Origin of the sequence: Thiobacter sp. AK1, from assembly GCF_039822265.1 — a bacterium.
Classification (GTDB): domain Bacteria; phylum Pseudomonadota; class Gammaproteobacteria; order Burkholderiales; family Thiobacteraceae; genus Thiobacter; species Thiobacter aerophilum.
In genome coordinates this window covers 112,847-136,457 of record NZ_JBAJEX010000006.1, presented here as the reverse complement: position 1 = coordinate 136,457, position 23,611 = coordinate 112,847, and the positions used below count along the sequence as shown (strand labels likewise).

The 23,611-nt window shown below is 63.9% G+C and carries 18 protein-coding genes; 7 read left to right on the top strand and 11 right to left on the bottom strand.

Annotated features, from left to right (window positions below; all coding sequences use genetic code 11):
- Nucleotides 1-237: 237 nt before the first annotated feature.
- Together V6E02_RS08960 and V6E02_RS08955 are read right to left on the bottom strand one after the other, a co-directional pair.
- Complete coding sequence (locus V6E02_RS08960) at nt 238-1,263, bottom strand: ribonucleotide-diphosphate reductase subunit beta (RefSeq protein ID WP_430626793.1); 1,026 nt, start codon at nt 1,261-1,263, stop codon at nt 238-240.
- 134 nt (nt 1,264-1,397) lie between these two features.
- Nucleotides 1,398-4,328: a ribonucleoside-diphosphate reductase subunit alpha gene (locus tag V6E02_RS08955; RefSeq protein ID WP_430626792.1), complete on the bottom strand. Its 2,931-nt coding sequence runs from the start codon at nt 4,326-4,328 to the stop codon at nt 1,398-1,400.
- Between the two features lie 263 nt (nt 4,329-4,591).
- Between V6E02_RS08955 and purU the strand changes: the two genes are divergently transcribed.
- The gene (purU, locus tag V6E02_RS08950) at nt 4,592-5,533 is read left to right on the top strand and encodes a formyltetrahydrofolate deformylase (RefSeq protein ID WP_347308448.1); all 942 of its coding nucleotides are present in this window, start codon (nt 4,592-4,594) and stop codon (nt 5,531-5,533) included.
- Nucleotides 5,534-5,844: 311 nt separating this feature from the next.
- Here purU and mltA read toward each other — a convergent pair whose 3' ends face one another.
- Nucleotides 5,845-7,014, bottom strand: a complete 1,170-nt coding sequence (gene mltA, locus V6E02_RS08945; protein ID WP_347308447.1) for a murein transglycosylase A — start codon at nt 7,012-7,014, stop codon at nt 5,845-5,847.
- Nucleotides 7,015-7,407: 393 nt separating this feature from the next.
- Entirely contained in the window at nt 7,408-7,791 is a 384-nt protein-coding gene (gene apaG / locus V6E02_RS08940; protein ID WP_347308446.1) for a Co2+/Mg2+ efflux protein ApaG, read from the bottom strand.
- Nucleotides 7,792-7,907: 116 nt separating this feature from the next.
- Here apaG and rpe point away from each other — a divergent pair, with 116 nt between their 5' ends.
- The 6 genes from rpe (at nt 7,908) to trpC (ending at nt 14,140) form a co-directional block, all read left to right on the top strand.
- A complete protein-coding gene (rpe, locus tag V6E02_RS08935; protein ID WP_347308445.1) occupies nt 7,908-8,603 on the top strand; it encodes a ribulose-phosphate 3-epimerase in 696 nt (231 codons plus the stop codon).
- 85 nt (nt 8,604-8,688) lie between these two features.
- A complete protein-coding gene (locus V6E02_RS08930) occupies nt 8,689-9,378 on the top strand; it encodes a phosphoglycolate phosphatase (protein WP_347308444.1) in 690 nt (229 codons plus the stop codon).
- A 116-nt stretch (nt 9,379-9,494) separates the two neighbouring features.
- Nucleotides 9,495-10,970, top strand: coding sequence for an anthranilate synthase component I (gene trpE / locus V6E02_RS08925; RefSeq protein ID WP_347308443.1), 1,476 nt, complete (start codon nt 9,495-9,497; stop codon nt 10,968-10,970).
- Between the two features lie 9 nt (nt 10,971-10,979).
- Nucleotides 10,980-11,570 carry an anthranilate synthase component II gene (locus V6E02_RS08920; protein ID WP_347308442.1) on the top strand — a complete coding sequence of 197 codons (591 nt, stop codon included), beginning with the start codon at nt 10,980-10,982 and terminating at the stop codon, nt 11,568-11,570.
- A gap of 194 nt (nt 11,571-11,764) precedes the next feature.
- Nucleotides 11,765-12,799 (top strand): anthranilate phosphoribosyltransferase, encoded by a 1,035-nt coding sequence (gene trpD / locus V6E02_RS08915; RefSeq protein WP_347308441.1) that lies wholly within the window; start codon nt 11,765-11,767, stop codon nt 12,797-12,799.
- Between the two features lie 507 nt (nt 12,800-13,306).
- Nucleotides 13,307-14,140: an indole-3-glycerol phosphate synthase TrpC gene (gene trpC, locus V6E02_RS08910; RefSeq protein WP_347308440.1), complete on the top strand. Its 834-nt coding sequence runs from the start codon at nt 13,307-13,309 to the stop codon at nt 14,138-14,140.
- Between the two features lie 944 nt (nt 14,141-15,084).
- On the opposite strand, the gene V6E02_RS08905 is transcribed toward trpC, so the two are convergent.
- From V6E02_RS08905 to V6E02_RS08875, 7 genes are all read right to left on the bottom strand, one after another.
- Nucleotides 15,085-16,002, bottom strand: coding sequence for a hypothetical protein (locus V6E02_RS08905; RefSeq protein ID WP_347308439.1), 918 nt, complete (start codon nt 16,000-16,002; stop codon nt 15,085-15,087).
- Nucleotides 16,003-16,134: 132 nt separating this feature from the next.
- Entirely contained in the window at nt 16,135-17,367 is a 1,233-nt protein-coding gene (locus V6E02_RS08900; RefSeq protein WP_347308438.1) for an OmpP1/FadL family transporter, read from the bottom strand.
- Between the two features lie 252 nt (nt 17,368-17,619).
- Nucleotides 17,620-18,207 (bottom strand): superoxide dismutase, encoded by a 588-nt coding sequence (locus V6E02_RS08895; RefSeq protein WP_347308437.1) that lies wholly within the window; start codon nt 18,205-18,207, stop codon nt 17,620-17,622.
- A 293-nt stretch (nt 18,208-18,500) separates the two neighbouring features.
- Nucleotides 18,501-19,595 (bottom strand): radical SAM protein, encoded by a 1,095-nt coding sequence (locus V6E02_RS08890; protein ID WP_347308436.1) that lies wholly within the window; start codon nt 19,593-19,595, stop codon nt 18,501-18,503.
- 773 nt (nt 19,596-20,368) lie between these two features.
- Entirely contained in the window at nt 20,369-21,466 is a 1,098-nt protein-coding gene (locus V6E02_RS08885) for a geranylgeranyl reductase family protein (protein WP_347308435.1), read from the bottom strand.
- Entirely contained in the window at nt 21,463-22,536 is a 1,074-nt protein-coding gene (locus tag V6E02_RS08880; protein WP_347308434.1) for a lipoyl protein ligase domain-containing protein, read from the bottom strand. Before V6E02_RS08880 ends, V6E02_RS08885 begins: the two co-directional genes overlap by 4 nt.
- Entirely contained in the window at nt 22,529-23,608 is a 1,080-nt protein-coding gene (locus V6E02_RS08875) for a radical SAM protein (protein WP_347308433.1), read from the bottom strand. Before V6E02_RS08875 ends, V6E02_RS08880 begins: the two co-directional genes overlap by 8 nt.
- Nucleotides 23,609-23,611: the final 3 nt, after the last annotated feature.

The window sequence follows — 23,611 nt, the reverse complement described above, 5'->3', positions numbered from 1 at the left end:
ATCGCGGCTAAAGCCGCGCTCGCAATGGCCGCTACCAGCCACGCCCACACAACTGCTTGGCATCGCCATGGGCCCTCACCCCTAGCCCCTCTCCCAGGGAAGAAGGGCTCCATCGCGGCTAAACCCACCCCCACAGTAGCCACTCCGACAATAGGTGCTGCCACAGGGGCGTGGCATGCCTGTAGGCCTTCACCCCGCCCTCTCCCGAAGGGAGAGGGGTATTCAGGGGCAGAGACTTCAGTCCCAGCTCAAGGCGCCGCCGGTCTGGTACTCGATGACGCGGGTCTCGAAGAAGTTTTTCTCTTTCTTGAGGTCAATCATCTCGGCCATCCAGGGGAAGGGGTTGGTGGCACCGGGGTAAAGTTCATCCAGGCCGATTTGCTGGCAGCGGCGATTGGCGATGAAGCGCAAGTATTCCTTGAACATGGGCGCGTTGAGACCCAGCACGCCGCGGGGCATGGTGTCCTCGGCGTAGGCGTATTCCAGTTCGACCCCCTTGCGGATCAAGGCGCGGATTTCCTCGCGGAAGGCCGGTGTCCAGAGGTGGGGGTTTTCCATCTTGATCTGGTTGATGAGGTCGATGCCGAAATTGCAGTGCATGGACTCGTCGCGCAGGATGTATTGGTACTGTTCCGCGGCGCCGGTCATCTTGTTCTGGCGTCCCAGCGCGAGGATCTGCACGAAGCCCACGTAGAAGAACAGCCCTTCCATGATGCAGGCGAACACGATCAGGCTCTTGAGTAGCTTCTGGTCGTTCTCGGGCGTGCCGGTCTTGAAAGCGGGATCGGTGAGGGTATCGATGAAGGGGATGAGGAATTCATCCTTGGCGCGGATGCACGGCACTTCGTGGTAGGCATTGAAGATTTCCCCTTCGTCCAGCCCCAGGCTTTCCACGATGTATTGGTAGGCATGGGTGTGGATGGCTTCTTCGAAGGCCTGGCGCAACAGGTATTGGCGGCATTCCGGCGCGGTGATGTGGCGATAGGTGCCAAGCACGATGTTGTTGGCGGCAAGCGAGTCGGCGGTGACGAAGAAGCCCAGGTTGCGCTTGACGATGAGCCGTTCGTCCTCGGTGAGGCCGTTGGGGTCCTTCCAAGTGGCGATGTCCCGGCTCATGTTGATTTCCTGGGGCATCCAGTGGTTGGCGCAGCCGGCCAGGTATTTCTCCCAGGCCCATTTGTATTTGAAGGGCACGAGCTGGTTGACATCGGCGGCGCCATTGATGACGCGCTTGTCTTCCACCCGCACGCGGCGGTATTTGATGTCGTCGAAGTGCGGCTCGGGCTCGCGCGCGGCAGCGTCGTGCGCGGCGGTGTAACCGCGGGGCAGCGGACGAGAATCGTCTTCAAAGCTCAGCATGCTGTGTTCTCCTCGTTGGTGTTCGCTCGCTGTGGCTGTCACTGGCAGGCTTCGCATTCCTCAAAGCCAGGGTCACCCGGGCGCAGGGTGCAGGCTTGGCCTTTGATTTCCGGCTCTGGCAGGCGCGCGCCCGCCATCATGGGTGCGCCCGCGGCCACGGCGCCAAGCCCGCTGGCGGCGCTGCCCGCCATGCTCCCCTGGGCCGGCACGGCATTGAGCTCGCCCCCCTTGCCGGTGGATTTCTCGGCGGAAGTGGCCGCCAGGGTGCGCAGGTAGTAGGTGGTCTTAAGGCCCCTGATCCAGGCGAGCTTGTAGATTTCGTCCAGCTTCTTGCCGGAGGCGCCTGCCATGTAGATGTTGAGGGACTGGGCCTGATCGATCCATTTCTGGCGGCGTGCCGCCGCTTCCACCAGCCAGCGCGGCTCGATCTCGAAGGAGGTGGCGTAGAGGTGGCGCAGCTCAGCGGGCACGCGGTCGATGCGGGAAAGCGAGCCGTCGAAGTACTTGAGGTCGCCCACCATCACCTCGTCCCACAGACCCAGTTTCTTGAGGTCCGCCACCAGGTATTTGTTGACCACGGTGAACTCCCCCGAGAGATTGGATTTCACGTAAAGGTTCTGGTAGGTGGGCTCGATGGAGGCCGACACGCCGACGATGTTGGCGATGGTGGCAGTGGGGGCGATGGCCAGACAGTTGGAGTTGCGCATGCCCACTTGTTGGATGCGCCTACGCAGGGCGTCCCAGTCCAGGGTTTCAGAGTCGTCGTATTCCAGATGGCCGCCGCGTTCTTCCGCGAGAAGTTTCAAGCTGTCCTTGGGCAGGATGCCACGATCCCAGAGGGAGCCCCTGAAGGTGCTGTAACGGCCACGCTCTTCGGCCAGTTCCGTCGAGGCCCAGTAGGCATAGTAGGCCACCGCCTCCATCGAGCGGTCGGCGAATTCCACCGCCTCCTGCGAAGCATAGGGAATGCGCAGCTCGTAGAGGGCATCCTGGAAACCCATGATGCCCAGGCCTACCGGACGGTGCTTGAGGTTGGAGGTGCGCGCCTTGCCGACAGCGTAGTAGTTGATGTCGATCACGTTGTCCAGCATGCGCATCGCGGTGCGGATGGTTTTGCGCAGCTTGTCGTGATCGAGCCGGCCATCGCGAATGTGGTTTACCAGGTTGACCGAACCCAGGTTGCACACGGCGATCTCGTTCTCGTTGGTGTGGAGCGTGATCTCGGTGCACAGATTGGAAGAATGCACCACGCCCACATGTTGGTTGGTGTAGCGCACACTGCACGGATCCTTGAAGGTGATCCAGGGATGCCCCGTCTCGAACAACATAGTGAGCATCTTGCGCCACAGCTGCAGCGCCGGGATGCGGCGGAAGTTTTTGATCTCGCCCCGTGCCGCTTTCTCTTCATAGGCCAGATAGGCGCGCTCGAATTCGCGCCCGTATTTGTCGTGCAGATCCGGCACTTCGTTGGGGGAGAACAGGGTCCACTCGCCGTTTTCCATCACCCGTTTCATGAACAGGTCGGGTATCCAATTGGCGGTGTTCATGTCATGGGTGCGCCGTCGGTCATCGCCGGTGTTCTTGCGCAGCTCCAGGAATTCCTCGATGTCCAGATGCCAGGTTTCCAGGTAGGAGCACACGGCGCCTTTGCGTTTGCCGCCCTGGTTCACGGCGACGGCGGTGTCGTTCACCACTTTTAGGAAAGGAATCACGCCTTGGGATTTGCCGTTGGTGCCCTTGATGTGGGAGCCCAGAGCACGCACCGGCGTCCAGTCGTTACCCAGGCCGCCGGCGAACTTCTGCAGCATGGCGTTTTCCTTGATGGCCTGGTAGATACCGTCGAGATCGTCCGAGACGGTGGTGAGATAGCAGGACGACAGCTGGGAATGGCGCGTGCCCGAGTTGAACAGGGTGGGCGTGGAGCTCATGAAATCGAACTTGGAGAGCACGTCATAGAATTCGATGGCGCGCGCCTCACGATCGATTTCGTTCAAGGCCAGGCCCATGGCCACGCGCATGAAGAAGATTTGGGGTAATTCGATCCGCCGTTCGTCGATGTGCTGGAAATAGCGGTCATACAGGGTTTGCAGCCCCAGATACCCAAACTGCAGATCCCGCGAGGCATCCAGCGCCGCACCCAGCCGCGCCAGGTCGAACTGGGCCAGGCGCTCGTCGAGCAGCTCCGCCTCGATGCCCTTCTTGATGAAGTGCGGAAAATATTCTGCATAGCGCGTGGCCATCTCCGCCTGGGAGACTTCCTCGCCCAGCACTTCAAAGCGGATGCTATTGAGCAGCAGACGCGCGGATACCTGGGAATAGGCGGGATCCTTCTCGATCATGGAACGCGCAGCAAGGATGGCGCTCTTGCGCACCTCCTCCATGCGCACACCATCATAGAGGTCGCGCATCACCGCTTCTAAAATGGCATCCGGCGAGACCTGGTCGCCCAGCCCCTCGCAGGAAGCTTCGATCAAGGCCTTCAGCCGCGCCAGGTCCAAGGGCCGGGTGATGCCGTTTTCCACCACGTTGAGAATCGGCGCCGGCTGCGCCGCCTGCTGTTTCTGCGCGGCACGCGCCCGCGCCCGTTCTTCCCGATAGAGCACATAGGCGCGGGCCACGTCGTGCTCCCCGGAGCGCATCAGCGCCAGCTCCACCTGGTCCTGGATGTCCTCGATGTGAAAGGTGCCGCCATTGGGCTGGCGGCGCATCAGGGCATTCACCACCTGCTGCGTCAACTGCTCCACCAGCTCGCGCACCCGCGCCGAGGCCGCGGCCTGACTACCCTTCACCGCGATGAAGGCCTTGGTCATGGCGATGGCGATCTTGTTGGGCTCGAACGCCACCACGCTGCCATTGCGACGGATGGTCTTGTAGTCGGCATAAGTCTTGTCGTTGACGACCGCCGTGGCAGCGTAATCCATGGGGCGACTCGTCAAGCTGGGATCGGTGGCGACAGGGGAGGGTTGCATGCGGTGGTCTCCTCTTCTGGAACGGCTTTTTTCGAAAAAGCTTAAAAATGACCAGCTTAGCCGGCTTGTCCACAACCACAACATCTTGTGGTCGCGGGTAGTTTGGAGCCCTAATTCTAGGGATCTCGGTGGAGGTGTCAACTAGAATTTCCGCTCGCGCGCAAACGCCCGTGGCACGGCCTTTGCGCGCATGTACGCTGGGCGCGCGCTTCCGGATTGGGGCGCGATGCTATGATCAAGGCATGATCTAGGCTGACGAAAGCATGGGACTGCGGGAGACCGTCCCGCCCGCGCAAGGCCAGGCGCCACGCAGTCAAGTCACGCTCGATCATCTCCTGCGACCCCTTGCCATGAAAAACACCGCGGTACTCCTCATCAGTTGCCCAGACCAGAAGGGACTGGTCGCGGCCATCGCCGACTTCCTGCTGCGCCACGACGCCAATATCCTCCACGCCGATCAGCATCAGGATGCGGAACGCAAGCTGTTCCTCATGCGCGTGGAGTGGGATCTCGCCGATTTCCGCCTGGACCTCTCGGCGTTCGAGACTGCCTTCCGTCCGGTGGCAGACAAGTTCGCCATGAACTGGCGCCTCGCCCTCTCCGCGCAGCGGCCGCGCATGGCGGTATTCGTCTCCAAATATGATCATTGCCTGGCGGATCTCCTCTACCGTCACCAGGCAGGGGAATTGCACTGCGACATCCCCCTCATCATCAGTAACCACGAAGACACCCACTGGCTGGCCGAAGCCTATCGCATCCCCTTCCAGCACATGCCGGTGCACAAGGACTCCAAGCGCGAGGTGGAAAGGGACCAGCTCGCCCTATTGCGCCACCACCATGTGGATTTCATCGTGCTGGCGCGCTACATGCAGGTGCTATCGCCCGAATTCATCCATCACTATCCCAATCGCATCATCAACATTCACCACTCCTTCCTGCCCGCCTTCCATGGCGCGCGACCCTACCACCGGGCCTACGAGCGGGGCGTGAAGCTGATCGGCGCGACCAGTCACTACGTGACGGAAGTGCTCGACGACGGTCCCATCATCGAACAGGACGTGGTGCGCATCTCCCATCGCGACCAACTGGAAGACCTGATCCAGAAAGGCGCCGACCTGGAAAAGATCGTGCTTTCGCGGGCCGTTCGCTGGCACATCGACAACCGCGTGCTGGTCTATGCCAACAAGACGGTCGTGTTCGACTGACCCGCCGAGTGGGCAGGCCGGGCGTGGGCGCGGCTGTTCATTGAGCGTTACGTAAGTCGTTGACAGGCTGCGTAAGTCAAACGTCATTCCCGCGAAAGCGGGAATCCAGGGTATTCCTCGCCATGTTCCTGGGTCCCCGCTTTCGCGGGGACGACACAAAGGTGTCACCTATTTACGTAATGCTCAATAGGAGAGGCCTTAGCCGCGATTGCTGCCCGAAGCTGAACAATCGCCGCTTGCGCGCCTCCCACAGGAGGAAGGCCAGCTCGCCAGCCGGGCAGCTTTGGCAAGGGCTGCTGTTTTGGTAGTCGTCAGGAGCCGTTCTTCGGCAGCAACACCCACATGCGCCCCTGCTGGCGCATGGCGCCGGCCAGGCGCCCTGCTTCCTCGCCGAAGCCCCAGAAGAAATCCGCGCGCACCACGCCTTTGATGGCGCCGCCCGTGTCCTGGGCGAACATCAGGCGTTTCAGGGGGACGTCGCGGTTGGGCCAGGTGGTGGCGAGAAAAACGGGCGCGCCCAAGGGCACGGCGCGCGGATCCACCGCCAGGCTGCGGCCGGCAGCGAGGGGCACACCCAGCGCGCCGGGCGGGCCATCCGGTCCCTGCGGCGGCGGTGGCGGCAATTCCCGGAAGAAGACATAGCTGGGATTGGCGGCGAGGAGTCGCGGCAATTTGTCCGGATGCTGCTCCCCCCAGCGGCGAATGCCCTGCATGGAAGCCTGCTCTGGCCTGAGCTCGCCCCATTCAACGAGCTTTTTGCCAATAGAGACATAGGGGTGGCCATTCTGGTCGGCGTAACCCACGCGCAGAATCTCGCCGCTGTCCAGCAGAATGCGGCCAGACCCCTGGATGTGCAGGAAAAAGAGCGCCACCGGATCGTCCACCCAGGCGATCACCCTGCCCGCGAGCGGCCTCGTCCCGGAATCGATCTCCTCGCGGCTGTAATAGGGCACGACGCGATTGCCCACCAGCCGCCCGCGCAGACGATAAGACTTGAGCTCGGGATAGACACTGGCGAGTTCGATCGTCAGAAGATCGTCTGGCACGCCGTAGATGGGATGGCGAAAACGCTCGCTTTGATTGCGGCTGCCCAAGAGCAGGGGCTCGTAGTAACCGGTGATGAGGCCAGTGTCGCTGCCGTCGCTGGCAGAGAGGCGATGGGGCACGAACCATTGCTCGAAGAAACGGCGCGCCGCAGCGTCGTCCGCGGGTATCTGCCGCGCTGCGGCCTGGCAGGGGGCGCTCCAGGCGCGCTGGCGCTCAAGCGCCTGGCAGGAGGCGAGCAAGGCGGGCCAGGCGCCGGCCGCATCGTTGCCTTCCCAACCTTCCACCGCGCTCCAGGGTACGGGCGTGAGCACCGGCGTGGGCGCAACCGGCGTCACGGACGGTTTCGGCGGCAGCGCGCAGGCAGCGAGCGCAAGCAGTATGGCCACGCTTTTCAGGTAGGATGCGAGCGTGCAAACGAAGGAGGAAGCCCGCATGGGATGGCTGCTACTGGAAGCGGGCATCGCCCTGGCATTACTGATTCTCATCGTCTGGTTCACCTTGCCCAAGCGCGGCAAGGACGACAAGTGAGCATCGCGAGGCGAGCCGACACGCCGCGCCATTGGACGGCCATGGCGGGGCGAGTGGGCGCGTAGCCTCGGGGTTTCACCGCCCGCCGTCATTGCCGTGCAAGCCGAAGTCCCGGCCCGCGCAGCCCCTGGTCTGCGCGGTCGTCTGGACCCCGGCTCTCGCTTTGCTCAGCCAAAATGACAGTGCTCGCCGCTAAAGCGCCTGCCACAAACCCTGCCGCAAATACCCTGTGGGAGCGGCTTGAGCCCCAATTGCTCACAAACCCGGCTGCACCCAGGGTTCATGGGGCATGCGCGGGTTCAATGCAGCACGCGCGGCACGCTCAGCACGAATTCTGGGATGGGCGCGTCGAAGCGGGTGCCATCCTCGGCCACCATCTGGTAGCTGCCCTTCATGGTTCCCACCGGCGTGGGGATGGCCGAACCACTGGTGTATTCGTAGCGCTCACCCGGCTTGAGGAAGGGTTGTTCCCCCACCACGCCCAGTCCCTTCACCTCCTGCACGTGGCCTTCGCCGTCGGTGATGATCCAGTGGCGGCTGATGAGCTGGGCAGCGACCGTGCCGGTGTTGGTGAGGGTGATGGTGTAGGCGAACACGTAGCGGCCGGCTGCTTCGTCCGATTGCTCTGGAAGGTAATCGACGCGCGCGGTGACGGTGATTTCGTACTTGGTGCGCTCGGCCATAGCGGACTCGCGAAGAACGGCAGGCCCGCTATTGCACACGAATTCCCGCGCATAGGCAAGGCCGGGCGTTTACGGGTAAAATGCAACGCTTTGTTTCCGATCGAGGATTTTTCGTCATGGCCCAGTTCCGCATTGCGCCTAGTATCCTGTCCGCCAACTTCGCCAAGCTGGGGCAGGAGATCACGGACGTCATCGCCTCCGGCGCCGACATCATCCATTTCGATGTGATGGACAACCATTACGTGCCCAATCTCACCATCGGCCCGCTGGTGTGCGAGGCGATCCGTCCCCTCACATCCGCCATCATCGACGTGCACCTGATGGTGAAGCCGGTGGACCGCATCATTCCGGATTTCGCCAAGGCCGGGGCCAACATCATCACCTTTCACCCGGAGGCCTCCGAGCACATCGACCGCTCCCTGGCGCTGATCAAGGATCAGGGCTGCAAGGCCGGGCTGGTGTTCAACCCCGCCACGCCGCTCCACTGGATGGACCACGTGATGGATAAGCTCGACATGGTCTTGCTCATGAGCGTGAACCCAGGCTTCGGCGGCCAGAAGTTCATCCCGGAAGCGCTCAACAAGCTGCGCCTCGCGCGCCAGAAAATCGACGCCTATCGGGAGAAAACCGGGCGGGAAATCTGGCTGGAGATCGACGGGGGCGTGAAGGTGGACAACATCGCCGAGATCGCCCGCGCCGGGGCCGACACCTTCGTGGCCGGCTCCGCCGTTTTCGGCGCGGGCAAGGAGTCCGACCCGCATCGCTACGACTCCATCATCGCCGCGCTGCGCACAGAACTGGCGAAGGTCTGACGGCGCCCGCCCCATGGACGCAAAGCAAAACGCGTCGTCACCGCCAATGGGCTCCGCACCCGCTGCGTCTGGGACTGCGGCATCCGTGAGTGCCCCTTTTCCCCTCGACATCAAAGCGGTGGTTGTCGATCTCGACGGCACCTTGCTGGATACCGCGCCGGACCTGGCCGCGGCCGCTAACCGCATGCTCGCCGACCTGGGTCGCCCCCCCGTGCCCATGGAGGTGCTCAAGACCTACATCGGCAACGGCGTGTCGCGGCTGGTCAAGCGCGTGCTCACCGGAGACATGCAGGCCGAGCCGGACCCGGAACTGTTCGATCATGCCCTCAAGCTCTACCAGCGCCACTACGCTTTGCACGTGGCCGACGCCTCGCGCCCCTTCCCGGGCGTGCGCGAGGGGCTGGAGGCCATGAAAGCAGCGGGTTTTAACCTGGCCTGCATCACCAACAAGGCCGAGCAGTTCACCATCCCGCTTCTGCTCGCCACGCACCTACACGGTTATTTCGAGCTGATCCTGTCGGGAGATACCCTGCCGCGCAAGAAGCCCGATCCCCTGCCCTTGCTGCACGCCTGCGAGCACTTCCGCATCGCGCCGCAGGAACTCTTGTTGATTGGCGACTCTCTGAACGATGCGCAAGCCGCGCGCGCCGCCGGTTGTCATATCTTCGTCGTGCCCTACGGGTATAACCGCGGCCGGCCGGTGGCGGAGCTCGACGTGGATGCCGTGGTGCCCAGCCTGCTTGAAGCAAGCAAGCTCATCAGGAACGCCGCCTGATCATGTTTGCCTCCGAGATTCGTTTCCTGCTTTTGTCCCGGCGATGGTGCTGACGCACTGCGCCGCGGTGCGGGTCGCGTTGCCCGCAAGGAATGAACGAATCTCAAGGAACTGACATGAACGAGCAAGACTTTCTCAAATACGGCCGCGACGGCTACAACCGGGTGCCTTTGGTGCGCGAACTGCTGGCCGACCTGGATACGCCCCTGTCCGTCTATCTCAAGCTGGCCAACCAGCCTTTCACCTATCTATTCGAATCGGTGCAGGGGGGCGAACGCTTCGGGCGTTACTCCTTCATCGGGCTGCCAGCGCGCACCCGCCTGGTGGTGCGTGGCCACCAGGTGAGCGTGGAGAGTGACGCGGGCAATGAGGAGCAGGCAAGCTACGCCGATCCGCTGCAATTCATCGAGGCCTTCCGGCGCCGTTTCCGCGTTGCACAGCGCCCCGGCCTGCCGCGCTTCTGTGGCGGCATGGTGGGCTATTTCGGCTACGACACCGTGCGCTACATCGAGAAGAAGCTCGCGCAGGTGGACAAGCCCGACCCCATCGCCACGCCGGACATCCTGCTCTTGCTCTCGGAAGAGTTGGTGGTGGTGGACAGCGTCATGGGCAAGCTTTATCTCGTGGTATATGCCGATCCCGGTGAACCGGGCGCCCATGCCCGCGCGGCTGCCCGCCTGGATGCGCTGGAAGCGCAACTGCGCGCTCCCCTCAGCACGCCCGCGGCACCCGTTTTCCCCCGCGCAGAGGCACGCTCCGAATTCGGCGAAGCGGCGTTCAAGGAAGCGGTGGCGCGCGCCAAGCGCTACATCTTCGACGGCGACATCATGCAAGTCGTGCTCTCCCAGCGCATGAGCCAGCCTTTCGCCGCGCCGCCGCTCAACCTCTACCGCGCCCTGCGTAGCCTCAATCCCTCGCCCTACATGTTTCACTGCGATTTCGGCGATTTCCACGTGGTAGGCGCCTCACCCGAGATCCTGGTGCGTCTGGAAGGCGACACGGTCACCGTGCGGCCCATCGCCGGCACGCGCCCCCGTGGCCGCACACGCGAAGAAGACGAAGCGTTGGCGCAGGAACTGCTGGCCGACCCGAAAGAACGCGCAGAACACCTCATGCTCATGGACCTGGGGCGCAACGACGTGGGCAAGGTGGCGCGCATCGGCAGCGTGCGCGTCACGGAGAACATGGTGATCGAACGCTACTCCCACGTCATGCACATCGTCTCCAACGTGGAAGGAACGCTCCGGGACGGCCTCGATGCCATGGACGTGCTGCGTGCCACCTTTCCGGCCGGCACCGTGAGCGGCGCGCCGAAAGTGCGTGCCATGGAAATCATCGACGAGCTCGAGCCCATCAAGCGCGGCCTCTATGCCGGCGCGGTGGGCTATCTGGGCTTTAATGGCGACATGGACCTCGCCATCGCGATTCGCACCGCGGTGGTCAAGCATGGCATGCTCTACGTCCAGGCGGGCGCCGGCATCGTCGCCGATTCCGTGCCGGAAAACGAATGGCAAGAGACCCGCAACAAGGCCCGCGCCGTGCTACGCGCCGCGGAGCTGGCGCTGGGTGGGCTTGCGGCCAAGCAGGAATGAGGTGCCATCATGCTGCTGATGATCGACAATTACGACAGCTTCACCTACAACCTGGTGCAGTATTTCGGCGAGCTGGGCCAGGAGGTGCGCGTGTTCCGCAATGACGAGATCGATCTGGCGGGTGTGGCCGCCCTTGCACCCGATTCCATCGTCATCTCGCCCGGCCCCTGCACGCCCAGCGAGGCGGGCATTTCCGTGCCACTCATCCAGGCCTTCGCTGGCCGCGTGCCGATCCTGGGCGTCTGCCTGGGGCATCAGGCCATCGGCCAGGCCTTCGGTGGCCGCATCGTGCACGCCAAGCAGCTCATGCACGGCAAAACCTCCCTCATCCACCACAAAGACGTGGGGGTGTTCCGAGGACTACCCAATCCCCTCACCGCAACCCGGTATCATTCGCTGGTGATCGAGCGCGAGACCCTGCCGGACTGTCTGGAAATCACCGCCTGGACCGACGATGACGAAATCATGGGCGTGCGCCACAAGAGCTTGCCGGTAGAAGGCGTGCAGTTCCATCCGGAGTCCATCCTCACCGAATATGGTCACGAGATGCTGGCAAATTTTCTGAAGACCGCCTCCGCCACGCGGGCAGCGGGTGGATAGGGGACATCTCGCGGCGACGCTCAACGGAGGAGAATCGCCGCCAGGGCGCCTCCGAAAGGCGGATGCCCCTGTGGAAGCGGCTTTAGGCGCGACTGCTGGCGGCATTTCCGCTTGTGCGAAAACGATAAAAGACACCCCTCGATCTACGGACAATCCAAGGGAAAGGCAAGGAAGAGGCTGAACCGGAGGCCAAAATGACACCACAGCAAGCCCTCACGCGGCTCATCGATAAGCACGACTTGAGTCGAGATGACATGCTCGATCTCATGCACCAAATCATGACCGGCGCGCTCACGCCGGTGCAGATCGCGGGCATTCTCGTCGCGCTACGCGCCAAGGGCGAGACGGTTACCGAGCTCGCTGCCGCAGCCGAGGTGATGCGCAAGCTGGCCACACCTGTGCCCTTGCAATGGGACGAGCACCTGGTGGATACCTGCGGCACCGGCGGGGATGGCGCCCATACCTTCAACATCTCCACCGCCGCCGCCATCGTCGCCGCAGCAGCGGGCGTGAAGGTCGCCAAACACGGCGGCCGTTCCGTCTCCAGCAGCTGTGGCAGCGCCGATGTGCTGGAAGCATTGGGCGTCAACGTCAACCTCACGCCGGACGAGGTGGCACGCTGCGTACAGGAAATCGGCGTGGGTTTCATGTTCGCCCCCAACTACCATAGCGCCATGCGCTATGCCGCGCCCGTGCGCCGCGAGCTGGGCGTGCGCACCTTGTTCAACCTGCTTGGCCCCCTCACCAATCCCGCCGGCGCCAAGAACCAGGTGATGGGCGTGTTCGCGCGTGACCTGGTGGGCACGCTCGCACGCGTGCTACAGGCGCTGGGCAGCCGCCATGTCATGGTAGTGCATGCGGCAGACGGGCTGGACGAAATCAGTCTGGGTGCCGACACCTACGTGGCCGAGCTGAAAGATGGTCGGGTGAGCGAATACACCCTCAACCCGCAGCAGTTCGGCTTCGATCCCGCCGCCTCGGAACGAATCGCCGTCCACAACATCGAGGAGGCGAAAACGATGATCGTCAGTGTGTTCGACAACGTGGACGGCCCCGCCAAAGACATCGTCTGTCTCAACGCCGGCGCCGCGATCTATGTGGGTGGCAGCGCCAGCACGCTGGGCGAAGGGATCCAACGCGCCCGCGAAGCCATCGAATCTGGGGCGGCCAAAGCCAAGCTCACGGCGCTGCGGGCGTTTTCCCAGCGCTTTGCCACCAAGACACACTGAGACTTGAGCCGACGGAGGCATGGCTTGCCCCATGCGCGCACATGACGGTGATTTTTGCGGTCGGTGAGCGAAGCCAGACGCCGGCCATCGCGGCGATAGCCGAACCCACAGGGCTTGTGCCGACTGGGTGTGGAAGGCGCTTTCGCAGCGACCGGAAGGCAGGGGCCGGATTCCGGCTATTATCGCCCTGTGCGTGCCCTCACCCCCGGCCCTATTGAGCGGTACGTAAGTCGTTGACAGGCTGCGTAAGTCAAACGTCATTCCCGCGAAAGTGGGAATCCAGGGTAGTCCTCGCCATGTTCCTGGGTCCCCGCTTTCGCGGGGACCACACAAAGGTGTCACCTACTTACGTAATGCTCAATATTTCAGAAGAATAAGGGCGCCTCGGTTTCGATTCGCGGGCCAACGCGTCCGAGCGGCGGGAATGAAGGGGATGGGGAATGCCGATCCTTCCCCAGGTCCGCGCCCTCTGTTAGGGTTTGCATCGGTTTCGTCTGGGTAGCCAACATGTCCGATATTCTTGCGAGAATCCTTGCTACCAAGGGCGAGGAAATCGCCGCCGCGAAAAAGCGCGAGCCGCTCGAGGCCATGCGCGCCGCGGCGGAGTTCGCGCCGCCGCCACGCGACTTCACCGGCGCGATCGCCAGCCGCATCGCCGCCGGCCAGGCAGCGGTGATCGCCGAGATCAAAAAGGCCAGCCCGAGCAAGGGCGTGTTGCGGGAGGATTTTCGCCCCGCCGAGATTGCCGCAAGCTACGAGCGGGGCGGCGCCGCCTGTCTGTCCGTGCTCACCGACCGCCCCTTCTTCCAGGGCAGCCCCGACTATCTGCGCGAGGCGCGCGATGCCTGCTCCCTGCCCGTGCTGCGCAAGGACTTCATCATCGATCCCTACCAGGTGTACGAAGCGCGGGCCATGGGCGCGGATTGCATCCTGCTCATCGTCGCCGCCTTTGCCACTGCTGCGACGGGCAGGCCCGGCGCTGGCGACAAAGGCTTCGACCTGGCCACCATGCGGGAACTGGAGTCAATCGCTCACACACTGGGCATGGCCGTGCTGGTGGAAACGCACGACAGCAGGGAACTTGACGCGGCGCTCGCGCTCACCACGCCCCTCATCGGCATCAACAACCGCAACCTCCGCACCTTTGACGTGAGTCTCGACACCACTCTGAGCCTGTTACCACACATTCCCGCGGGACGGCGCATCATCACCGAATCGGGCATCCTCGCCCCTGAACACGTACGCCTCATGCGGGAGCATGGCGTCCATGCCTTTCTGGTAGGCGAAGCCTTCATGCGCGCCGCCGATCCCGGGGCAGAACTCGCCCGTCTGTTCGCGTGAAACACCTCATCATTCCCGCGCAAGCCGGGCGTTAAGCTTGGCGGTTGGCTCGCCCATCGTCATTCCCGCGCAAGCGGGAATCCAGGCGCAGGTGGAGGCGTCATTCCCGCGCAGGCGGGAATCCAGGCGCAGGTGGACCAAGCCACCGCCGTTTCTGGATTCCGGGTCGCCTTCGGCGCCCGGAATGACGGGGGCCCATTCCCGCGCCCCTCCGTCATTCCCGCGCAGGCGGGAACCCAGGGCCAGGTGGAGGCGTCATTCCCGCGCAAGCGGGAATCCAGGCGCAGGTGGACCAAGCGGCCCTGCCAGGTGAGTCCCTGGAGAGCCCTGGGGTCAGGCCTTTACTTTCTACCAGAGAGCCCTGAGAGCCCTGGGGTCAGGCCTTTACTTTCTACCATCGAGGGTCGAGCCTTAGCCCCCGCCCTTTCTGGATTCCGGGTCGCCTTCGGCGCCCGGAATGACGGTGGAGACGTCATTCCTGCCCCTACGTCATTCCCGCCCCATCGTCATTCCCGCGCAGGCGGGAATCCAGGCGCAGGTGGACCAAGCCCCCGCCGTTTCTGGATTCCGGGTCGCCTTCGGCGCCCGGAATGACGGTGGGGGGGGCATGCCCGCGCCCATCCGTCATTCCCGCCCCGGCGTCATTCCCGCGCAAGCGGGAATCCAGGCGCACGTGGACCAAGCCCCCGCCGTTTCTGGATTCCGGGTCGCCTTCGGCGCCCGGAATGACGGTGGAGGGGCATGCCCGCGCCCATCCGTCATTCCCGCGCAAGCGGGAAAATCCAGGCGCAGGTGGACCAAGCGGCCCTGCCAGGTGAGTCCCTGTGGGCGTTGGGGGCGGTTAGGGGCGCTTTTACGCACCCTTGATGCGCAGCGCAGGCCCCAAATGAAAAACCCGCCGGCTGGCGCCGGCGGGTCTCTCCTCCGCTCGGAGCCGGGGTCACTCAGAACTTCACTTCTTCCACCGTGCCGCCAGCAGCCTGAGTGAGCGCCTTGCGGATGGCTTCCGGGCTCTTCATGATGTTCATGAAGCTGTTCTTGCCCATCATGGACAGGTCGGGGAAGCTGATGGCGATACGGAAGCGGGCGTAGAGCGCATAAGCCTTGTTGCCGGACACCAGGATCTCGTAGGGCAGGTGGGCGGCCGACTTCACGTCCTTGAAGTCGATCTCGCTCATGATGTACTTGTCATCCATGTACTTGTCCGCCTCGGTATTGCCCTTCATGGCCACACCGAACACCGTCTCCTGCTTGCCCGGGATGTCGATGCGGTAGACCTTGGTCACCCCGGCCACGCCCTTGGCGAGGTTGGCTTCCACCGTCCTCACGCCGTCTTCATAGCTCTTGTACTCGGCCAGGACGCTGGGCTCGTCGAAATACTCCATGCCGACCATGTAGTGGTACTTGCGCAGCTTGGAAGCGGAAAGCCCCTTGGCGCCGAACTCCTCCACGCGGCCCAGCGCCTTCTCCAGCGCGGCTGCGACGTTCTTTAGGTCGCCCTTCATGCGGTAGGCATGGGCCCAGTAGGGCGGATTGGTATAGGACACCTGCACCTCGTCACCCACCTTTACCACCGCCACGCGCATGGCCGCGCCGAAGCCGCCATGCTCGCTCTGGGCGGCGGTGCGTTTGAGCTCGTCATTGGTGACGGCGATGATGGTCGTATTGGCGTAGGGGCTGTAGGCCCCCACCACCTGGAAGCCGTGGGCGGTGAGGGCCTTCTTCACTTCTTCCACCTTGGCCGCCTGATCGCCCGGACCCTTGGATGCCAGGACAAAAGGTTTGAGCAGGTCATCGGCCAAGGCAACGCTGGCCATCAAAGCCAGACAAAGCGCGGCAAACCATTGGGTCATTCGTTTCATGATGTCTCCTCTATTTGCGGGCCGCCTGCGGGCGGCTTTAGGTACAGGGCAAGAGGCCAGGGGCCCCAGGGGCCAAAAAAAAGCTGAAAGTCGAACCGCAACTTTCAGCTTTTTGCCACAATGGCCCAGGCCTTAGAACTTCATGCCGTAGGCCACGCCGAAGCTGTCTTCGTACATGGTGTTGTTGATGTCAGCGTTGGGACCGGTGCCGTTGACCGTATTCTTGAAGGCATGCATGTAGGCAAAGGACAGCTCACCGCCGCTTGGCATGCGCCAGGTGGCGCCCAGGGTCAGGTGATCCTTGACCACGCCCGGCGCCAGGATGTTGAAGAAGGTCTCCGTGCCGGCATAGGGCGCATCGGTGGTGCTATAGCCTGCGCGCAGGGTCCATGCCTTGTTCAGGTCATAGGACACACCCAGCTTGTACACGGTGATGTCTTCCCAGCCGAAGCCCGGGCCGTTGCTGTCGCCAAGCAACCAGGGCGCAGTGCCCTTGTTGGCAATGGACTTGATGCTGCCGTAGTTGATCTGCTGCACATCACCCGCGATGGTGAGCTGGGGGGTGGCCTTCCAGGCAAAGCCGATGCCGTAGTTTTCGGGAATGTCGAAATCCCCCTGCTCCGCGAACAGGCCCTTGTACTTGTCGAACTTCTGCATCCAGGTGCGGGACTGGTAGGCCACACCCACGCTGAAGGTGGGCGTCAACTGCCCCGTCCAGCCCAGCCCGATGCCATAGCCCCAGGAGCTGTCATAGCCGTTGTTGGTGACGTTGTTCGGGGAAGACGACCATGTAGTGTTGTCGAAATTCTGCAACCCATAGGCCTTGAAGCGCTGGTAGGCGATCTTGAGGCTCACCCCCACGGCGTGGTTTTCGTTCACCTTCATGGACAGGGTGGGGGAGATGAAAAGCTGCATCAGGTCCACGCCGAGATTGCCATTCCCAAACACGAGATTGGAGGTCCTGCTATTGAAGTCCCCATAATCGGTATTCATCCCCCCATTGCCATACACCGACACGCCGAAGGACATGTTGTTGGAAAGCATCTGGTTGTAGCCAAACTCGGGGATGAAGAAGTTTTCCGTGTCGTTGCCGTCGTAAGTCCCAGGGAATGGAGTGCTGGAATCCAACGTGCTTTCCCGCTGCGGGCGGAAGTAATCCAGACCCACGTCCCAGCGGCTGCCCACCAGCACCATGTTGGCGGGGTTGGTGGCGGCGGCCAGGGCGTCCTGGCCATAGGCATAGCCCACGCCGGCCATGCCCTTGGACTTGATGCCGTAGCCGTGGGAGAAGTAACCATTGGTGGCGAAAGCCGGGGCGACCACGCCAGCCAGCATGAGCGCGCCTGCGAGAGCACGAAGTTTCATTTCTTTCCTCCTTGGGAGCGGTTGTTGATGATTGGGTCTTGGCAACAACGCCTTGCGTCGTTGGGGCGATCATACACAACGATGCAAGTGTGGCAAAGAATTTTAGTAGGGAATGACCAGTGACGGGGGCTCGACTGTTGCAAAAATGCGACAGGCGAACCAGCAAAGCAATCGAGTCCGCCGCTAAAACCCCTCCCACAGAAAGCCCAAGGTTTGTGCAAGGGCCTTGTGGGAGGGCTTCAGCCCCGCCCCTCAGCCCGCGAAGTTGGTCTCGGCGAAGGACCAGTTGGCCAGGTGTTCCAGGAAGGTTTCCACGAACTTGGGCCGCTGGTTGCGGTAGTCGATGTAGTAGGCATGCTCCCACACGTCCACGGTGAGCAGGGGCTTGTCACTCGTGGTGAGGGGCGTGCCGGCGTTGCTGGTATTGACGATGTCCACGGAGCCGTCGGCTTTCTTCACCAGCCAGGTCCAGCCGGAGCCAAAATTGCCCACGGCGCTGGCCTGGAAGGCCTTCTTGAATGCTTCGAAGCTGCCCCACTTCTTGTTGATGGCCTCAAGCAACGCACCCGTGGGCATGCCACCCCCCTTAGGCTTCATGCTGTGCCAAAAGAAGGTGTGGTTCCACACCTGGGCGGCATTGTTGAAGATGCCTCCCGCCGGCGCCGTGCGGATGATGTCCTCCAGGCTCTTGCTCTCGAACGCCGTGCCCTTGATCAGGTTGTTGAGATTGGTGACATAGGCCTGATGGTGCTTGCCGTAGTGATACTCCAGCGTCTCGGCGCTCATGTGGGGCGCGAGCGCATCCTTGGGCCAGGGCAGCGGCGGCAGTTGATGTTCCATGGGATGACTCTCCTGCTTGTGTTGATGGTTGCGTGGGGCGGGAATTGTATGCGGCGCCGTCGCGTTGGACAATGTTGACAAATGCGCTCGCGGATGGGCTGCCTTGGGTCACCCCTCGATCGCGGCCAAAGCGCGCCCGCAAGCCCTTTGCACAAACCCTTGCCTTTCTGTGGGGGGCGCTTAAGCCGCGATCTTGGGCGCCCATCGGGATTCCCGCCTTCGCGGACATGGCGGGGTGAGCTGGGTCGCCCGAGACTGGATGCCCACCTGCCTGGGCGAGGGTTTAGCTGCGCTCAGTTGCCTTCGAGCTGCCGGCGGACGCGTTGCAGGTCTTGCGCCTCGAGGGGAAAGGGATAGGAGCGGATGTCAGACGGGGGGGAGTCGCCATAGGGTCGGTTGCAGGCGGAGACATCGGCCTCGGGGCCAGGACAGCCGGAGGTACGGAAGGGCTTGCCACTGGCGATGATTGCTTCGAGTGTTTCCCGCGGCAGTCCAAAGTCGGTGAGGCGGCCCGCGGCGTCGAAGCGCATCCGCTCGATGCGCCCGCCGGCGTAGTCGATGAGGTAGCGTCCAAGCTGCACGCGCCGCCATTGCCCAGGATCGCACGCGGGCCAATCCTCCATGAGGGCGCCCCGCTCAGGAAAAAAGGCGAACAGGTGGTTGTGCCCGCCCAGGTCGCGAATGGTCTGGCAGAGGGTCAGCATTTCCTGTTCGGTCTCGCCCATGCCGCAGATGAGGTGCACGCCGAAACGCTCCGGCCCGAACACTTCCGCCGCCCAGTGGATGGCCTGCCAGTATTTCTCCCAGCGATGGGGGCTGTTCACGCTGCGACCGCGTGTGCGCTCGAAAATGGCCGGCGTGACCGCGTCCAGCGCCACGGTGAAGATCTCCGCGCCGAGGGCCTTCAGTTCCACCAGATCGTCGCGCTTCATGGTGGTGGGGTTGGAAAGAATCGATACTGGCACGTGCGGCACCGCCCGCACCCATTTTGCAAGCAGCACGCGGGTGTCGGCATCGGAATCGGGATGGGTGATCATGGAGATGCACATGCGCTGGAAGCAGCCACGGTCGGCACCCGAGCGCATGCGCGCGATGACTTCGTCGAAGCGGCACGTGGGCCAGTCCACACGAATGAAGTTGCGGTCGGCGTAATCGCGCGCCTCTTCGCGATGACGCGCCAGGCCGCAATAGGCGCAGTTGGCGCGGCAGCCTTCAGGATAGGTCACCAGTAGATTGAGACAATGGGTGCAGTCGGTGCGGTACATGCGGCCTGGCATGAGGCCGAGGGTGATGGCCGCAGCAGTGCTCATCTGCACGTATTCGGGCGAGCGCATCTCCGGGGTGCGGCGCCGCAGATCGGGACGATAGAAGTGGATGGTCTGCTCCATCGCTTTTTCCTATCACAGCGTTAGGTCGGCACGTCAAGCCCCCGCCTCGTTCACGCGCAAGCGGGAGCCCTGGGGTCACGGGAGCCCTGGGGTCAGGCCTTTACTTTCTACAATCGAGGGTCGAGCCTCAGCCGCCGCTTCCTGGATTCCGGGTCGCCTTCGGCGCCCGGAATGACGGTGGAGGGGGCATGCCCGCGCCCATCCGTCATTCCCGCCCCTTTGGTCATACCCACACCTCTCCGTCATTCCCGCGCAAGCGGGAATCCAGATCCACGCGGCCATGGCCCCCGCCGCTTCCTGGATTCCGGGTCGCCTTCGGCGCCCGGAATGACGGTGGAGGCGTCATTCCCGGCCCTGCAGGAGCCCTGCAGGAGCCCTGGGGTCAGGCCTTTACTTTCTACAATCGAGGGTCGACTCTTAGCCACCGCCGCTTCCTGGATTCCGGGTCGCCTTCGGCGCCCGGAATGACGGTGGGGGGCATGCCCGCCCTTGCGTCATTCCCGCCCCTCCGTCATTCCCGCGCAAGGGAGTCCTGGGGTCAGGCCTTTACTTTCTACAATCGAGGGTCGAGCCTTAGCCCCCGCCGTTTCTGGATTCCGGGTCGCGTTCGGCGCCCGGAATGACGGTGGGGGGCATGCCCGCCCTTGCGTCATTCCCGCCCCTCCGTCATTCCCGCGCAAGCGGGAATCCAGCGTATTCTTGGCCCTTTTTCCTGGGTCGGCGCTTTCGCGGGGACGACACAAAGGTGTTACCTTCCGTAATGCTCCATAAGATCACGACGCAAAAGCCACGCCCTGTGGCGCCGCATGGCTTGCCCAAGGCGCCTGGAAATATTCTGGAAACGCCGCCCATGCCCGACGGAATTCCGCATCCGTGCGCCGGGTAGCCTGCCACAGGGCCTGTCGGCGTGCCACGGCGCGTGCAAGACTGGCACCGAACACATCGCGTAGCTCCGCTTCGTACGCCTCCAGCGCGCGGGAACGCCCAGCGAGCCAAGCTGCGGCGGCCTGGCCCGCATACTCACCGGAAGCGACCGCCGCTGCGATGCCCGCGCCGGTCACCGGATGGGTAAGCCCCGCCGCATCCCCCGCGAACAGCACGCGCCCCACCGCCAGCCGCGGGCGCAAGCCTGCAACGGGGATGGCGCCGCCGGTGCGCCGCAGCACGGTGGAGGCCACTCGGCCCGCTTTCACGAGGCTGTCATGCAGCGCATCCAGCACGCCCTTCATCTGCCGGGCGGAGCCCGTTAGTCCCACGCCCACATGCGCCCTTCGCCCCCTCGGAAACAACCAGGCATAGCCGCCGGGATAGGCGTCCGACAGCCAGACATCGGTGTCCGGCCAAGATGCGGATAGGGGCACGGTGTATTGCCGGGTGAGGAGGCTGGCCAGCGGCGGCAGGCCAAGCAGGCGGGCCACGGCGGAATGGGGCCCGTCCGCGGCGATGAGCAGGCGATAGACGATGGTGCGTGCGCCGCCACCGTCCTCTACGATGGCCCCATGGCTTGCGGCATCCAGCGCAGCAAGCACGGTCCCGGTGGAAAGTTGCGCGCCGGCTGCCACGGCCCGCGCCGCCAGGGCCTGATCGAACACTGCACGGTCGATCATCAGTCCAGGCAGGTCTGCATACACCCAGGACCCGGAGGGTAGACAGGTGTTCATACCCCGGATGGGCTGGCGCACCGCTTGCGTGCTCTGGGCCAAGCCGGCGAGCGGCAGGGGCACGAACTCCGCGCACTGGACGGGCTGGCCCACCTGCCGGCGCCGTTCCACGATGAGCACGGAAAGCCCGCGGCTCGCGGCGGCGGCCGCGGCGCTGGCGCCCGCCGGGCCGCAGCCCACCACCAGCACGTCCACCGCGGCCGGATTCATGATGCGTCCTTGGTCCGCGCGCCGGCGAGCGCGGCCTGCGCCACCGCGACGAAGTCGGCGGGGCGAAGGCCCGCCAGATCCACCTCGCGCGCGGCAAAGAAGGCATGCACCGCCGCCTCCAACTGCGACGCACGCACATCCCGCAACGCCGCTTCCAGGTCGAGAAGGGCGCGCCTGGGATGGACGAAGAAGTCTCCCGTGAACTGGATTTGCTCGATGCGATCCCGCGCTGCATCGTAGGCCATCCCCACCCGCACCAACCCTGCCGGAAATTTGCGCATCGCCTGAAGCCGCACCGCGCCGCCGCGCATGCCTTCGCCGAATACCCAGGCCGGCTCGCGCACCTCGGCAAGCGCCGTGGCGAACCGCCGTTGCTCGGCCTCGTTAAGCCCGGCGGGCGCAAACCCGACCTGGAAAGCCTGGCCGAAAGCCTGGGCGAGCGCGGTCTGCACCGTGGCCAGGGCAGGCGCAGCACCCAATAGCTCAGCAAGGCTGGCCACACGCTCGCGGGCGCTGGTGAGGGCCTTGTCCGCGAGCTTCTCGGCGGGAATGCGCAGCACGCGCAGCATGCGGCTTACGTCGAACTCGATGAGCAGCGTGCCCTGATACATGAGGGCCTCGCCTTCGAACACGCCGCCGGTGCCCGAGATCTTGCGCCCACCTACTTCGATGTCGTTACGGGGCCGAAAGCGGGCGTCCACCCCGAGGGCAGAAATACCCTGCGCGGCTGCCTCGCAAATGCGTTGGGCGATTAGGCCAAGCTGCGCGACCCCGAGCGTGCTGCGATGTAAATAAAGCTCCCATCCCAATTGCCCGGCATCGAAATAGATGGCGCCTCCGCCGGTGATGCGCCGCTGCACCTCGATGCCGTTATGCTGGCAGTAATCGAGATCCAGCTCCTGGCGGGGGTCTTGATGGAAGCCTACCAGCGCACTGGGCGTAAAACGCAGGAAACGCAAGGTGTTGGGCCCCTCGCCCGCCGCACGCGCTTCCAGTAGCGCGCGGTTGAAGGCGATATTCTCCGCCGCGCCGCGCAAGCCCGTATCCAGTAGCCGCCAAATCTCAGCCATGGGTCACCACCGGCACGGGAAAAGCAGGCGGGCGGCCCGGCGGCGCCTCAGCCGCGCCCAGGATTTCGGCGCCCAGGGCCACCTCCCCGGCCAGGGCGCAGCAGCCCGGCATGACGTGAACTTCGCGCCCCAGACGATGCGCGAGTTCCACCACGCCTTCGGCGGGATGGGCGACGGCATTAAGCCCGGCCAGCACCGCGTAGGCGTCGATTTTTAGCCGCGCGCGCCCCGGTGGCCGTGCACAGCCAAGCAGAATGGGGAGGCCGGGCAGCGCCCGCCGCGCGTCGAGAAAGAAGCGGCCCACGGCTTCCGGATTGGGCGTGGCGAAGGGCCGCGTCGGCGGCGCGTAAAAGGGCATGGCCACCACCAGCACCAGGGCGTGGGGGCGGTGGCGCGCCACCATCTCGAGCGCCTGCCATTCTCCCAGCAGGCGGCCATAATGCAGCCCGAGCACGATGTGGGGCACCACGCGCAGCCCACTGGCCACGAGGGCAGCGAGACTCGCCTCGAAATCCGCCACGGGTCGCTTGAGGTGATAGACCTGGGTCAGCGTGTCCTGGGCGCCGATGACATCCATCATGGCCACGTCGATGCCAGCCTCAGCCAAGGCCCGCGCGCGTGTCTCATCGGTGAGCGCCGTGTGCAGCGCGATTCCAAACCGGGGGAAGCTGTCCTTGATGCGGCGCAGCACGGGCAGATAGGGGTCGTACTCCACCTCGTTGCGCCGGTTCGAGCCGCCGGTGAGCAGCATGCCATGGGCGCCGCGGGCAATTTCCTCGTTTACCACCCGCCACAGGGCATCGGGCGTGGGCGCGGGAATCATGGGCGCAAGGATTTTCGCCTTGCAGTGATCGCAGGCCAAGGCGCAGTCTGGGCCGGTGATGGACACGGCAGGCCAGCGCCCCATCCCGCAAGATGCGATCTCGCTCGAACGATAGGCCTTGAAGCTCGGGACGTGGAAACGAACGGGAGAAGGGGTCGCTTGCGCCAGCAATTCGCCGACGAGCCTGGCGTCCAAGGGCGCGGCATCGAAGGCTTCGATGCCCCAGCTGGGATCCGGCTCGCTAATCATGGC